Raw genomic sequence first — 12,761 nt, 5'->3', positions numbered from 1 at the left:
CCGCCATGCGCGCTCGACTGTCCGACATCGCCCAGCAGGCCGAAGTCAGCGAGGCCACGGTGTCGCGGGTGCTCAACGACCGCCCCGGCGTGGCCCCGGAGACCCGGCAGGCCGTTCTCACCGCCCTCGACGTGCTCGGGTACGAGCGCCCGGCCCGGCTGCGTAAGCGCAGCGCCGGGCTGGTCGGCCTGGTGGTGCCGGAGCTGGACAACCCGATCTTCCCCGCCTTCGCCCAGGTCATCGAGTCCACCCTGGCGCAGAGCGGGTTCACCCCGGTGCTCTGCACCCAGACCGCCGGTGGCGTGACCGAGGACGAGTACGTGGAGATGCTGCTGGACCGGCAGGTTTCCGGGATCGTCTTCGTCTCCGGCCTGCACGCTGACACGGCCGCCAACCACGACCGCTACCGGGCGCTGCTCGCCCGGCCGCTGCCGGTCGTGATGATCAACGGGTACGTGCCCGGCGTCGGCGCGCCCTTCGTCTCCTGCGACGACCGGGAGGCGGCCGAGCTGGCCGTCGCCCACCTGGTCGCGCTCGGGCACCGGCGGATCGGCCTGATCACCGGCCCGGACCGGTTCGTCCCGGTGCAGCGCAAGGTGGCCGGCTGGCGCTCCGCGATGACCCGGCTGGCCGGCGTCGCCGAAGCCGACCTGGGCCCACTGGCGGAATTGTCACTGTTCGGTGTGGAGGGTGGCGAGGCGGCCGCCGGCCGACTGCTGGACCGCGGCGTCACCGGGGTGGTCTGCGGCTCCGACCTGATGGCGCTCGGCGCGATCCGGGCGGCCCGCCAACGCGGCCTCAACGTGCCCGACGGCCTCTCCGTGGTCGGCTATGACGACTCCCCGCTGATGGCCTTCACCGACCCGCCGCTGACCACCATGCGGCAGCCGGTCACCGCGATGGCGGTGGCCGCCGTCCGCGCCCTGGTGGACGAGATCAACGGGCACGGCGCCCCGCACTCGGAGTACCTGTTCCGCCCGGAGTTGGTGGTGCGCGGCTCCACCGCGGTCGCGCCGACTTCCGCGCGGCTCTCTTACGCAAGATCTGCTTGACTCTTGCAGCGGCGGGCCGGCATATTGCTCGAATGATCAGCACCGCCACCCCGCCGCACGCCACCGACGACGACTGGTGGCGCTCCGCGGTCGTCTATCAGGTGTACGTCCGCAGCTTCGCCGACAGCGACGGCGACGGCACCGGCGACCTCCAGGGCATCCGGCAGCGCCTGCCGTACCTGCGCGACCTCGGGGTGGACGCGCTCTGGCTGACCCCCTTCTACACCTCGCCAATGATCGACGGCGGGTACGACGTGGCCGACTACCGGGACGTCGACCCGATGTTCGGCACCCTCGACGACTTCGACGCGATGATCACCGACGCGCACGCCCACGGCCTGCGGATCATCGTCGACCTGGTCCCCAACCACACCTCCAGCGCACACCGCTGGTTCACCGCCGCACTCGCCGCCGGCCCCGGCTCACCGGAGCGGGCCCGCTATCTCTTCGCCGACGGCCAGGGCGCGCACGGCGAGTTGCCCCCGAACGACTGGGAGAGCATCTTCGGCGGCCCCGCCTGGACCCGGATCGCGGACGGTCAGTGGTACCTGCACCTGTTCGACCCGTCGCAGCCGGATCTGAACTGGCGCCACCCGGAGGTCCGCGCCGAGTTCGAGGACGTGCTGCGGTTCTGGCTGGACCGAGGCGTGGACGGATTCCGCGTCGACGTGGCGCACGGAATGATCAAGGCGGAAGGGCTGCCGGACGTCGGCTTCAGCTCGATGACCACCGGCCAGCGTCAGGTCGAACTGCTCGGCAAGGGCCGGCTGCCCTACTTCGACCAGGACGAGGTGCACGAGATCTACCGGTCCTGGCGGCCCATCCTGGACAGCTACCCGGGCGGTCGGATGGCGGTCGCCGAGGCGTGGGCGGAGACGCCGCAGCGCCTGGCCCGCTACATCGGCCCGGACGAGTTGCACCAGGCGTTCAGCTTCGACTTCCTCGACGCCACCTGGTCGGCCGACTCGTTCCGGAAGGTGATCGACACCGCGTTGGCCGAGGCGACCGTGGTCGGTGCGCCGACCACCTGGGTGCTGTCCAACCACGACAAGCAGCGGCACGTCACCCGGTACGGCGACGGTGCCGAAGGGCTGCGCCGGGCCCGCGCCGCCAGCTTGCTGATGCTCGCCCTGCCCGGCTGCGCCTACCTCTACCAGGGCGAGGAACTGGGCCTGCCGGAGGTCCTCGACCTCCCCGACGAGCTGCGCCAGGATCCGGCGTTCCTGCGCATCGGCGAGAGCCGCGACGGCTGCCGGGTGCCCATCCCGTGGAGTGGCGAGTTGGCCCCGTACGGCTTCGGGCCGGCCGGCAGCGAGCTGAGCTGGCTACCCGCCCCGGCGATCTGGCAGGCGCTGTCCGTCACGGCGCAGACCGACGTGCCCGGCTCCACCCTGGAGCTGTACCGGGCCGCGCTGCGGATCCGTCACCACCATCCCGCACTCGCCCTCGACGCCGACGGGGTCACCTGGCGGGAGAGCGAACCGGGCGTGCTGGCCTTCTCCCGCACCGCTGGTCCGACCGTGCTGACCTGCGTGGTCAACCTCAGCGGCGCACCGGTCCTGATCGACGGGTACGGCCAGCCGCTCGTCGCCAGCGACGAGCTCACCGAGCAGGGCTCCGGTCACCTGCTACCAATTGACGCGGCAGTCTGGTTGGAACAGCGCTGAACGGGTAACTCGTTCTCGACCTGGTCGTTCGTCGTGCCCCGCGCCGGCGGGCGACTGGGCTACCGGCCCCTTGTGGTGGGGGGTGAGGTGCCACCGGCGCCACGCGGAGTCCGCTCCGTGTGGCGCCGGTGTCCGTGTGGCGCCGGTGGTGTGACCGCGGATGTCGCGGGTACCGCATTGGGCACCATCGCTACGGAGGTGACCCATGGTGGTACGGATCGCCCAGTGCACGCTCGACGTCGAGGACCTGGACGTGATGGTCGCGTTCTGGTCTGCGGCGCTCGGCTACGAGGTCGAACAGGGCGACGACGGCAGCGCCAAGCTCTGGCCGCCGGGGCAGCCGTCCGCCGCCGCGCCGACAGTGTGGTTGCAGGGCTCGGGCACCGCCAAACGGGGCAAGAACCGGCTGCACCTCGACGTGGTCGCGGACGGAGACCCCCAGGCCGAGGTACGGCGGCTGTTGGGCCTCGGCGCGCGGCACGTCGACGTCGGGCAGACCGGGTCCGAACAGTTCACGGTGCTCGCCGATCCCGAAGGCAACGAGTTCTGCGTGCTGGACAGCGCGCCGACCCGCTGACGTCGGCGGCCCGAGCGGTTCACTTCGCGGTGAGCAACGCCGCGATCCGGGTGAAGCCGGCGCGTACCTCGGCCTCGTCCGGCGGTTCGGCGGGCTCACCGTGACCGGCCTCGTCGGCTGCCGCGTCCAACTCCTCGTCGATCACGTCCTCGAAGTCACCGTAGAGGTCGGCCCCCTCCACCTGGCGGGCCTCGTCCTCGGCGGCGACCTGAGCGGCGGCGATCTCGCTGCGGATCTCGTCGGCGGACAGCGCCGGCAGCAACGGCTCCACCACGGCCATCAGCTGTTCCTCGGCCACCACCGCCTCGGCCAGGGCCAACGCGTGCGGTCGCTCGTACGGCCCGCAGACCACCGGCTCCCACTCGTCGAGGTCACCGAGCGGACCGAAAGTGATGATCCACGGCAGGCCGAGGAGCGGCGAGTCCGCCGGCAGGTCCAGTGTCATGAGTGCGCCCACCGGCTCATCATGGTCCGCGAACGCGAGCGCCGACGCCGTTCTGCTCGGTTATCGCCCGTCCGGCGGTCGATCGGCGGCCGGTCAGCCGGGGCGGACAGCGTCCAGGGCGGCGCGGACCAGGGCGAGCGCGGTGGCCGGCGGCACGCCGAGCCGGGCCGCCTCCGCCGCGTAGCCGGCCGCCGCCTGCTGCAACCGGTCGACGGCGTCGTCCCGCCCGGGGGCGACGAAGGTGCCGTTGCGCCCCCGCGTCTCCAGCAGCCCGGCCGCTTCCAACTCCCGGTAGGCGCGGGCCACCGTGTTCGCGGCCAACCGCAGGTCGGCGGCGAGCTGCCGGACGGTCGGCAGTCGGCTGCCCACCGGCAACCGGCCGTCGCCGATCAGCTCGGCGAGCTGCACGCGCACCTGCTCGTACGGGGGCACCGACGAGTCCTGGTCGACCGAGATCAGCACCTGTACGCCTTCCGTCATCAACCCGCACCGCCCGGCGTACCGGGGTCGATGCCCTCGTCGACATCCTTCGGTGGCGCGGGGGTCTCCGCCAGGTCCACCACTCGGCCGTTGGTGCTGGTCGCGAGGAGCGCCGCGCCGAACAGCACCAGTTGGTTGAGCAGGTAGAGGTAGAGCAGCAGACCGACGGCGCCGGCCACCACGGTGTACGCCGGATTCCGCTCGGTACGCACCACGTAGTACCGCCCGACGGTGTTCAGCAGCGTGATACCGATCGCCACCAGCACCACCACCGGCCGCAGCCGGGACCGGCTCATCCGTAGCCGGGGCACGGCGAGCAGCAGCGCGGTGGCGAGCACGGTGTTGACCAGCACACTGAGCACCGCGCTGATCGTGGTCAGACCGACCGATCCGGTGCTGCGCAGCAGGAAACGCAGCAGCGACTCCAACGCGTCCACCGCCGCGACCGAGACGCCGAGCAGCACGAAGACACCGATCATCACGCCCAGGTCGACGAGCCGCCGTACCACCAGATTGCCCGGCTGCTGGTTGAGCTGGTACATCAACCGCTGCGAGGACCGGATGGCCTCGACCCAACCGATCCCGGTGAAGACCAGGATGACCAGGCCGACCACACCGACCGTGCCACTGGAGTTGGCGATCTGTTCGGCGTCCAGGAACGGCAGATTTTCCTTGAGGAAGTCGGCCGCCGCCGCGCTGACCTCGTCGTTGTCCTCCAGGATCGCGCCGAAGATGGAGAACGCGACCAGGGCGAGGGCGAACACCGCGAAGAAGCCGTAGTAGGCGATGGCGGCGGCCAACCGGCCGGCCAGCACCTCGCCGTACAGCACGCCGGCCCGCCACACATGATCGAAGAGTCCCGACCGGTGGCGCGCGGCGCTCACCCAGCGGTCGATGCCCGCCTCGATCCGGCCGATCACGTTCACGCGATCATCCTCGCCGATCTCCCACCGCTGTAGTGGCAACCGGCTTTCGATGCTCGCCGGCCGGCGCGTCGCCGCACTTCAGTTGCCGAGGCAGAAGTCCCGACGCGGCTGCCACCTGGCCTGCCCGCTGTGCGAGAAAAGGGTGAACGCGCCGACCTCGAACATCGCGGAGAAGTCGGCCAGATCCTCGTACACCTTGTCCAGGGCCTCCGGTGCCACGTCCTGAGCCACCGTGACGTGCGGATGGTACGGGAAGCGGAGCTCGCGGTGCAGGCCCGGCGACGCGGCGATGGCCGCGGCCAGCAACTCACATTCACTGATCCCGGCGGCCACCGCGACGAACACCACCTGGGTGACCGGACGGAACGTGCCGGTGCCCCGCAGGTGCAGCGTGAACGGCAGGTGCGCGGCGGCGACGGCGGCCAGGTGCCGTTCGACCGCGGGCAGGTTGGCCGTCCGGATCTCGGTGGGACCGAGCAACGTCACGTGCGCGGGCACCGCCAGCGGATCACCGGCCTCGACCCGCCGCCGGGTGAGCTGGGCACCCCACGGCTCGGGGATGTCCACCGCGATGCCGATCTGGATGGTGTCGCCGGTCGGCGGCACCCCGCCACTGCGATCCACGCTGCGCGCCGCCCCTCCGAGCACCGACCCGTCCACCTGTTCCGCGGAGCTACTCGCCACGCACGGGCGGGAAGAACCCGACCCGCTCGTACGCGGACCGCAGAGTCGCCGCGGCCACCGCACGGGCCTTCTCCGCGCCGGCCGCGAGCAGCTTGTCCAGCTGCGCCGGATCGTCGAGGTAGGCGCGGGTGCGCTCCTGGATCGGACGGACGAAGTCCGTCACCACCTCGGCCAGCTCCTTCTTCAGATCGCCGTAGCCCCGGCCCGCGTACGCGGCCACCAGCTCGTCGATGCTGCGGCCGCTGAGCGCCGAGTGGATGGTCAGCAGGTTGGACACACCCGGCTTGGTCTCGGCGTCGAAGACGATCTCCCGGCCGGTGTCGGTCACGGCCGAACGGATCTTCTTCGCGGACCGGGCCGGATCGTCGAGCAGGTCGATGATGCCAGCCGGCGAGGACGACGACTTCGACATCTTCGCGGTCGGGTCCTGCAAATCCGTGATCTTGGCAGTGTCCTTGACGATGTGCGGCGCGGGCACCGTGAACGTCGCGCCGAACAGCGAGTTGAACCGCTGGGCCAGATCCCGGGAGAGCTCCAGGTGCTGGCGCTGGTCCTCGCCGACCGGCACCGCGTTGGCCTGGTAGAGCAGGATGTCGGCGGCCTGCAGGACCGGATAGGTGAACAGCCCGACGCTGGCCCGCTCGTTGCCCTGCTTCTGCGACTTGTCCTTGAACTGGGTCATCCGGCTGGCCTCGCCGAAGCCGGTGATGCAGCCGAGCACCCAGGCCAGCTGCGGGTGCTCGGGCACCTGCGACTGGACGAACAGGGTGCTGCGTTCCGGGTCGAGCCCGACCGCGAAGAGCTGGGCCGCGGCCACCCGGGTCCGCTGGCGCAGCAACGCCGGGTCGTGCCCCGCGGTGATGGCGTGCAGGTCCACCACGCAGTAGAACGCGTCGTGGGTGTCCTGGAGCGCCACCCAGTGCCGCACCGCACCCAGATAGTTGCCGAGGTGGAACGAGTCGGCTGTCGGCTGGATGCCGGAGAAGACGCGGGGCCGGGCGGGAACGTCGGACATGGCGATAATTCTGTCAGCAAGCAACCCGGTCCGTCATGACGGGCCGGCGGGTCGGCTCCGGCCCGCCGGTGCCGGGGTGCTGACCTCGTGTGGTTCGCCCGCGTCGACCCGGCGCGTCGGCCCGACCGCGACCCGGCGGTGCTGCCCCGCCACCGCCTCCCGGGCCTGCTCGGGGCCGCCCGCCGAGGGCGGCGCGGCGTCGTACTCACGGCGCTGCTCGGCGTCCTGCTCGCGGCGCTGCTCGGCGCGGGCGGCGGAGACGGCGAGTTGGGCCACCCGGCGGCCGTCCAACGTGAGCACCCGCAGCAGCCAGCCGGCCGGCAGCTCGGCCGGATCGGGCGCGCCGACGTCGGCGGGTTCAGCGGGCACCGGCACCTCGTCGCCGGTCACCGGGAGCCGGCCCAGCGCGGCCATCACGAACCCACCCACCGTCTCGTACGGCCCGGCGGGTAGTGCCACCCCGGTCCGCTCGGCGAAGTCCGCGAGGTTGAGGCGACCGTCCACCACGGCGGGCAGACCAACGTGCACCGGGTCCGGGGCGGCGTCGTACTCGTCGTGGATCTCACCGATCAACTCCTCGATGAGATCCTCCAGGGTGACGATCCCGGCCGTTCCGCCGTACTCGTCGACCACCACCGCGAGGTGCTGACCCTCCCGGCGCATCTCGGTCAGCGCGGCGAGCACCCGTTTGCTGCCGGGAAGCCGCTTCACCTCCCGGGCCAACTCGCCGACGGTGACGCACGGGTCGGTGTCCGGGCGCAGCAGCACGTCACGGAGGTGTACGAAGCCGACCACGTCGTCGTGGGTGCCGTCGGTGACCGGGTAGCGGGTGTGCGTCTCGGCGCGGACCAGTCGGGCGGCTTCGACGATGGTCAGCCGCGCCGGGAGGAAGACCACCTCGGTGCGCGGCATCATCACCTCGCGGATCAGACTGGCTCCGGCCACCAGGACCTCGTCGATGATCCGCCGCTCGTCCGGGTCGAGCACCGTGTTCGCCGCGACCAGGTCCCGCAGATCGGCCTCCGAGATGTGCTCCCGGCCGGCCGTCGGACCGGTCCCGAGCAGGTCGGTGACGAGTCGGGTGGCACCATCCGCGGCGCGGACCAGCACCCGGGCGAAGGCTCGGGCAAGCGGACCGGGGTCGCGGCGGGGGTGTACCCGCGCGCGTCGCCGGAGCCCGGTACGGGCCACTTCCCGCATGACAGAGATGGTAGACACCGTGGGCCCACCGCACCGGGGATCACGCGGAGCGCCTACCGGATGTTCGGCTCTGTTTAATCATGAGAGATTATGATGGAATGGGGTTGACGGTGGCATCGGCGAGAATGCCGGCCACCGCCCTAGTGTGATCACCGAAGGGCCACGTCCCGGGCGGGCCAGGCAGGAGGCAACGACGTGAAACTGCTCGTCACCGGGGGCGCCGGCTTCATCGGAAGCGTGGTGACCCGGATGCTGCTCGACGCGGGCCACCAGGTGGTCATCCTGGACGACCTACGCACCGGTCACCGCGAGGCCCTCGCCCCGGACGCCACCCACGTCGAGACGTCCATCCACGACGCCGCCCGCGTCATCACCGCGGACGCCGGGTTCGACGGGGTGCTGCACTTCGCCGCCCTGATCGCCGCCGGCGAGTCGATGGTCAAGCCGGAGCTGTACTGGCAGACCAACACCATCGGCACACTCGCCCTGATCGACGCGGTCCGGGCTGCCGGCGTACCCCGGATGGTCTTCTCCTCCACCGCCGCCGTATACGGCAACCCCACCGAGCTGCCGATCACCGAGAACGCGGTCAAGGCGCCCACCAACACGTACGGCGCCACCAAACTCGCCGTCGACATGGCACTCACCTCCGAGGCGATCGCGCACGGGCTGGCCGCCGTGTCGCTGCGCTACTTCAACGTGGCCGGCGCCCACCTCGACGGCGACATCACGCTCGGCGAGCGGCACGACCCGGAGACGCACCTGATCCCGATCGCGCTGGACGTCGCGGCCGGCCGGCGGGAGAAGCTCCAACTCTTCGGGGACGACTACCCCACCGTGGACGGCACCTGTGTCCGCGACTACATCCACGTCGCCGACCTGGCCCGCGCCCACCTGCTGGCGCTGGAGGCGGCCACCAGCGGCCAACACCGGATCTACAACCTGGGCAACGGCAACGGCTTCACCAACCGCCAGGTCGTCGACGTGGTCCGCGAGGTCACCGGGCACCAACTGCCCGTCGAGGTCGCGCCGCGCCGCGAGGGCGATCCGGCCGAGTTGGTGGCGTCGTCCGCGCTGGCCCGCGACGAGCTGGGTTGGGTGCCGCAGAAGCCGACCCTGCACGACATGGTCGGGGATGCCTGGGCGTTCTACCGCACCCACGTCCTGGGACAGTCATGACGCGCCCGAGCGGTGACGTCGCCGAGCGGGCCGCGGCCGGCTTTTCCGCGCAGTTCGGTGGCGAGGCTGCCGGCCGCTGGGCGGCCCCGGGCCGGGTCAACCTGATCGGCGAGCACACCGACTACAACGACGGCTTCGTGCTGCCGTTCGCGCTGCCGATGCGTACCGTCGTCGCGGCCGACCGGCAGGACGGGGAGCGGTGGACGGTCTGGTCCGAGCTCTCCGGCGAGGCGATCACCTTCGGCGCGGACGACGTCGCCGAGCCGGGTCGGGTCACCGGCTGGGGCGCGTACGTCGCCGGTGTCGTCTGGGCGCTGCGCGAGGCGGGTCATCCGGTGCCGGGCGCCCGGCTGGCGATCGCCTCCGACGTGCCGTTGGGCGCCGGGCTCTCCTCCTCGGCCGCACTGGAGTCAGCCGTGCTGGCTGCCCTGCTCGACCTCGGTGGGCTGACGCTTGCCCCGGAACTTCAGCCGCGGCTGGCGCAGCGGGCGGAGAACGTCTACGTGGGCGCGCCGACCGGCATCATGGACCAGTCCGCCGCGATCCGTTGCCGCGCTGGGCACGCCCTCTTCCTCGACTGCCGCGACGAGTCGGTCGAGCACATCCCGTTCGACCTGGACGCCGACGGGTTGGCTGTGCTGGTCATCGACAGCCGGGCGCCGCACCGCCACGCCGACGGGGAGTACGCGGCTCGCCGGCGCTCCTGCGAGGCCGGGGCGAGTGCCCTCGGCGTTGCCGCGCTGCGGGACGTGGGCATCGACCAGCTCGACGCCGCGTTGGCTCAGCTCGACGACGAGGAGACCCGGCGACGGGTCCGGCACGTGGTGACCGAGGACCAGCGCGTACTGGACACGGTGGCGCTGCTCCGCGCCGCCCGGGTCCGCGACATCGGCCCGCTGCTGACGGCCTCCCACGTCTCGATGCGCGACGACTTCGAGATCACCGTGCCGGAGATCGACACCGCGGTCGAGGCGGCGTTGGCGGCCGGCGCGTTGGGCGCCCGGATGACCGGCGGCGGCTTCGGCGGATGCGTGCTCGCGCTGATCGAGGCCGACCGTGCCGATGCGGTAGCCGCCGCCGTGGCCGGCGCGTACGCCGAACGTGGCTTCACCGCCCCCGGCACCGTGACGGTCCTCCCCTCCCCCGGCGCCACCCGCCTGCCCTAACCCCACCCCACCCCACCCCCACCCTCGCCCCACCCTCGCCGGTGATCAAGAGGTTTGCGTCAGGATTCGGGCTCGAATTGACGCAAACCTCTTGATCACCGCTCGGGGGCGGCGGGCGGGCTGGGCTTAGCTGGCTTCGACGATCATGGCGGCGCCTACCGTGCGGTTGGTCGCCTCGTCGATGATGACGAAGCCCCCGGTGGTGCGGTTGCGGCGGTACTCGTCGGCCAGCAGCGGCACCGTCGTGCGCAGTCGGACCCGGCCGATCTCGTTGAGCCGCAGCTCATCGGCGGACTCGTCGCGGTGCAGCGAGTTGATGTCCAGCCGGTAGTGCAGCCCGCGCACGATCGCCCGAGCCGACCGGGTGGTGTGCTTGATCGCGTACCGGCCGCCGACCCGCAGGGGTGCCGTCTCGTCCATCCAGCAGACCATCGCCTCGATGTCCTGGGCCACCGCCGGTGCGTTGTTCGGCCGGCAGATCAGGTCACCCCGCGAGATGTCGATCTCGTCGGCCAGTCGTACCGTGACCGACATCGGCGGGAACGCCTCCGAGACCGGCCCGTCGGCGGTCTCCACGGCGGCGATCCGGCTGGTGAAGCCGGAGGGCAGCACCATCACCTCGTCACCCGGCTTCAGCACGCCGGAGGCGACCTGGCCGGCGTAGCCGCGGTAGTCGGTGACCGTGGTGGACTGCGGACGGATGACGTACTGCACCGGGAACCGGACGTCGACCAGGTTGCGGTCGCTGGCGATGTGCACCCGCTCCAGGTGGTGCAGCAGCGACGGGCCCTCGTACCAGGGCATGTTGTCCGACCGGGTGACGATGTTGTCGCCGCGCAACGCGGAGACCGGCACCACGGTCAGGTCCGGTACGTCGAGCTTCGCCGCGAACGCGGTGAACTCGTCGGCGATCCGCTCGTAGACCTCCTGCGACCAGTCGACCAGGTCCATCTTGTTGACACAGAGGACCAGGTGCGGCACCCGCAGCAGGGAGCAGAGGAACGCGTGCCGGCGGGACTGCTCGACGAGGCCCTTGCGCGCGTCCACCAGGATCAACGCCAGATCCGCGGTCGACGCCCCGGTGACCATGTTGCGGGTGTACTGGATGTGCCCCGGGGTGTCGGCGATGATGAACTTGCGCCGGGGGGTGGCGAAGTACCGGTACGCCACGTCGATGGTGATGCCCTGCTCCCGCTCGGCCCGCAGACCGTCGGTGAGCAACGCCAGGTTGGTGTATTCGTCACCGCGGGCCGCGCTGACCGCCTCCACGGCGGCCAACTGGTCGGTGAAGAGCGACTTGGTGTCGTAGAGCAGCCGCCCGATCAGGGTCGACTTCCCGTCGTCCACGCTGCCGGCGGTGGCGAACCGCAGCAGGTCCATCGGCCGCGCCTCGGGGGCCGCGGCCACCATCTCGGTGCTCATCAGAAGTAGCCCTCCCGCTTGCGGTCCTCCATGGCGGCCTCACTGACCCGGTCGTCACCACGGGTGGCGCCGCGCTCGGTGATCCGGGTGGCCGCCACCTCCTCGATGACCTTCTCCACGGTGTCCGCGTCGGAACGGACCGCGGCGGTGCAGGAGGCATCGCCGACGGTGCGGTAGCGCACCTGCGCCTTGAACCGCTCCTCACCCGCGCGGGGGCGGAAGAACTCGTTGACGGCGTAGAACATGCCGTCCCGCTCGATCACCTCACGCTCGTGCGCGTAGTAGATCGACGGCAGCGGGATGCGTTCCCGGGCGATGTAGTGCCAGACGTCCAGCTCGGTCCAGTTGGACAGCGGGAAGACCCGGATCGACTCGCCCGGGTGGTGCCGGCCGTTGTACAGCGACCACAGCTCCGGCCGCTGGTTCTTCGGGTCCCACTGACCGAACTCGTCGCGGAAGCTGAACACCCGCTCCTTCGCCCGGGCCTTCTCCTCGTCCCGGCGGGCGCCACCGAACAGCGCGTCGAAGCGGTGCTTCTCCACCGCGTCCAGCAGCACCGGCGTCTGGATCCGGTTGCGCATGCCGTCAGCGGACTCCCGGACCATGCCGCTGGCCAGTGCCTCCGGCACGCTCGCCACCACGAGCTGCAACCCAAGCTCGGCGACCCGTTGGTCACGGTATTCCAGGACCTCGGGGAAGTTGTGCCCGGTGTCGACGTGCATGACCGGGAAGGGGACGTTGGCCGGGGCGAACGCCTTCTGCGCCAGCCGCAGCATGACGATCGAGTCCTTGCCACCGGAGAAGAGCATCACCGGGCGTTCCATCTCGGCGACCACCTCACGCATCACGAAGACGCTCTCCGCTTCCAAGGCGTCCAGGTGGGAGACCTGGTACGCCGCGGGGGTGGTCATGACACCGGCTCGATTCGCTCGCTCATCCGATTTCCAG

13 protein-coding genes are annotated in these 12,761 nt (G+C 71.2%); 5 read left to right on the top strand and 8 right to left on the bottom strand.

The window, feature by feature from the left end; all coding sequences use genetic code 11:
* Nucleotides 1–5: 5 nt before the first annotated feature.
* The 3 genes from AC5L30_RS06615 (at nt 6) to AC5L30_RS06605 (ending at nt 3,296) form a co-directional block, all read left to right on the top strand.
* The gene (locus AC5L30_RS06615) at nt 6–1,052 is read left to right on the top strand and encodes a LacI family DNA-binding transcriptional regulator (protein WP_494865996.1); all 1,047 of its coding nucleotides are present in this window, start codon (nt 6–8) and stop codon (nt 1,050–1,052) included.
* A gap of 32 nt (nt 1,053–1,084) precedes the next feature.
* The gene (locus AC5L30_RS06610) at nt 1,085–2,719 is read left to right on the top strand and encodes a glycoside hydrolase family 13 protein (RefSeq protein ID WP_494865995.1); all 1,635 of its coding nucleotides are present in this window, start codon (nt 1,085–1,087) and stop codon (nt 2,717–2,719) included.
* A gap of 205 nt (nt 2,720–2,924) precedes the next feature.
* Nucleotides 2,925–3,296 carry a VOC family protein gene (locus AC5L30_RS06605; RefSeq protein ID WP_494865994.1) on the top strand — a complete coding sequence of 124 codons (372 nt, stop codon included), beginning with the start codon at nt 2,925–2,927 and terminating at the stop codon, nt 3,294–3,296.
* Between the two features lie 19 nt (nt 3,297–3,315).
* Here AC5L30_RS06605 and AC5L30_RS06600 read toward each other — a convergent pair whose 3' ends face one another.
* From AC5L30_RS06600 to AC5L30_RS06575, 6 genes are all read right to left on the bottom strand, one after another.
* Nucleotides 3,316–3,753, bottom strand: coding sequence for a hypothetical protein (locus AC5L30_RS06600; protein ID WP_091394593.1), 438 nt, complete (start codon nt 3,751–3,753; stop codon nt 3,316–3,318).
* Between the two features lie 81 nt (nt 3,754–3,834).
* Nucleotides 3,835–4,221: a GntR family transcriptional regulator gene (locus tag AC5L30_RS06595; protein WP_494865993.1), complete on the bottom strand. Its 387-nt coding sequence runs from the start codon at nt 4,219–4,221 to the stop codon at nt 3,835–3,837.
* Entirely contained in the window at nt 4,221–5,147 is a 927-nt protein-coding gene (locus tag AC5L30_RS06590) for a YihY/virulence factor BrkB family protein (protein WP_494865992.1), read from the bottom strand. The genes AC5L30_RS06595 and AC5L30_RS06590 overlap by 1 nt, the downstream gene beginning before the upstream one ends.
* 78 nt (nt 5,148–5,225) lie before the next feature.
* On the bottom strand, nt 5,226–5,807 hold the full coding sequence (locus tag AC5L30_RS06585; protein WP_494866091.1) for a 2'-5' RNA ligase family protein: 582 nt from the start codon (nt 5,805–5,807) through the stop codon (nt 5,226–5,228).
* A gap of 13 nt (nt 5,808–5,820) precedes the next feature.
* On the bottom strand, nt 5,821–6,846 hold the full coding sequence (gene trpS, locus AC5L30_RS06580; RefSeq protein ID WP_494865991.1) for a tryptophan--tRNA ligase: 1,026 nt from the start codon (nt 6,844–6,846) through the stop codon (nt 5,821–5,823).
* Nucleotides 6,847–6,879: 33 nt separating this feature from the next.
* Nucleotides 6,880–8,046 carry a hemolysin family protein gene (locus AC5L30_RS06575; RefSeq protein WP_494865990.1) on the bottom strand — a complete coding sequence of 389 codons (1,167 nt, stop codon included), beginning with the start codon at nt 8,044–8,046 and terminating at the stop codon, nt 6,880–6,882.
* A 195-nt stretch (nt 8,047–8,241) separates the two neighbouring features.
* Here AC5L30_RS06575 and galE point away from each other — a divergent pair, with 195 nt between their 5' ends.
* Complete coding sequence (galE, locus tag AC5L30_RS06570; protein WP_494865989.1) at nt 8,242–9,225, top strand: UDP-glucose 4-epimerase GalE; 984 nt, start codon at nt 8,242–8,244, stop codon at nt 9,223–9,225.
* Nucleotides 9,222–10,391 carry a galactokinase gene (gene galK / locus AC5L30_RS06565; RefSeq protein ID WP_494865988.1) on the top strand — a complete coding sequence of 390 codons (1,170 nt, stop codon included), beginning with the start codon at nt 9,222–9,224 and terminating at the stop codon, nt 10,389–10,391. The genes galE and galK overlap by 4 nt, the downstream gene beginning before the upstream one ends.
* 126 nt (nt 10,392–10,517) lie before the next feature.
* Here the strand turns inward: galK and AC5L30_RS06560 are convergent, their stop codons facing one another.
* Both AC5L30_RS06560 and cysD read right to left on the bottom strand, forming a co-directional pair.
* On the bottom strand, nt 10,518–11,813 hold the full coding sequence (locus AC5L30_RS06560) for a sulfate adenylyltransferase subunit 1 (protein WP_494865987.1): 1,296 nt from the start codon (nt 11,811–11,813) through the stop codon (nt 10,518–10,520).
* Nucleotides 11,813–12,724: a sulfate adenylyltransferase subunit CysD gene (cysD, locus tag AC5L30_RS06555; protein WP_494865986.1), complete on the bottom strand. Its 912-nt coding sequence runs from the start codon at nt 12,722–12,724 to the stop codon at nt 11,813–11,815. The genes AC5L30_RS06560 and cysD overlap by 1 nt, the downstream gene beginning before the upstream one ends.
* Nucleotides 12,725–12,761: the final 37 nt, after the last annotated feature.

It is taken from the genome of Micromonospora sp. BQ32 (genome assembly GCF_059358895.1).
The sequence above is the reverse complement of the archived record's forward strand: the minus strand, read 5'-3'. Positions and strand labels throughout refer to the sequence as shown.

Bases quoted from the DNA above. Each gene is read 5' to 3' on its own strand.
- AC5L30_RS06605 (WP_494865994.1), top strand. From the start codon at position 2,925: ATGGTGGTACGGATCGCCCAGTGCACGCTCGACGTCGAGGACCTGGAC.
- AC5L30_RS06615 (WP_494865996.1), top strand. From the start codon at position 6: ATGCGCGCTCGACTGTCCGACATCGCCCAGCAGGCCGAAGTCAGCGAG.
- galK (WP_494865988.1), top strand. From the start codon at position 9,222: ATGACGCGCCCGAGCGGTGACGTCGCCGAGCGGGCCGCGGCCGGCTTT.
- cysD (WP_494865986.1), bottom strand. From the start codon at position 12,724: ATGACCACCCCCGCGGCGTACCAGGTCTCCCACCTGGACGCCTTGGAA.
- AC5L30_RS06560 (WP_494865987.1), bottom strand. From the start codon at position 11,813: ATGAGCACCGAGATGGTGGCCGCGGCCCCCGAGGCGCGGCCGATGGAC.
- trpS (WP_494865991.1), bottom strand. From the start codon at position 6,846: ATGTCCGACGTTCCCGCCCGGCCCCGCGTCTTCTCCGGCATCCAGCCG.
- AC5L30_RS06595 (WP_494865993.1), bottom strand. From the start codon at position 4,221: ATGACGGAAGGCGTACAGGTGCTGATCTCGGTCGACCAGGACTCGTCG.
- AC5L30_RS06575 (WP_494865990.1), bottom strand. From the start codon at position 8,046: ATGCGGGAAGTGGCCCGTACCGGGCTCCGGCGACGCGCGCGGGTACAC.
- AC5L30_RS06610 (WP_494865995.1), top strand. From the start codon at position 1,085: ATGATCAGCACCGCCACCCCGCCGCACGCCACCGACGACGACTGGTGG.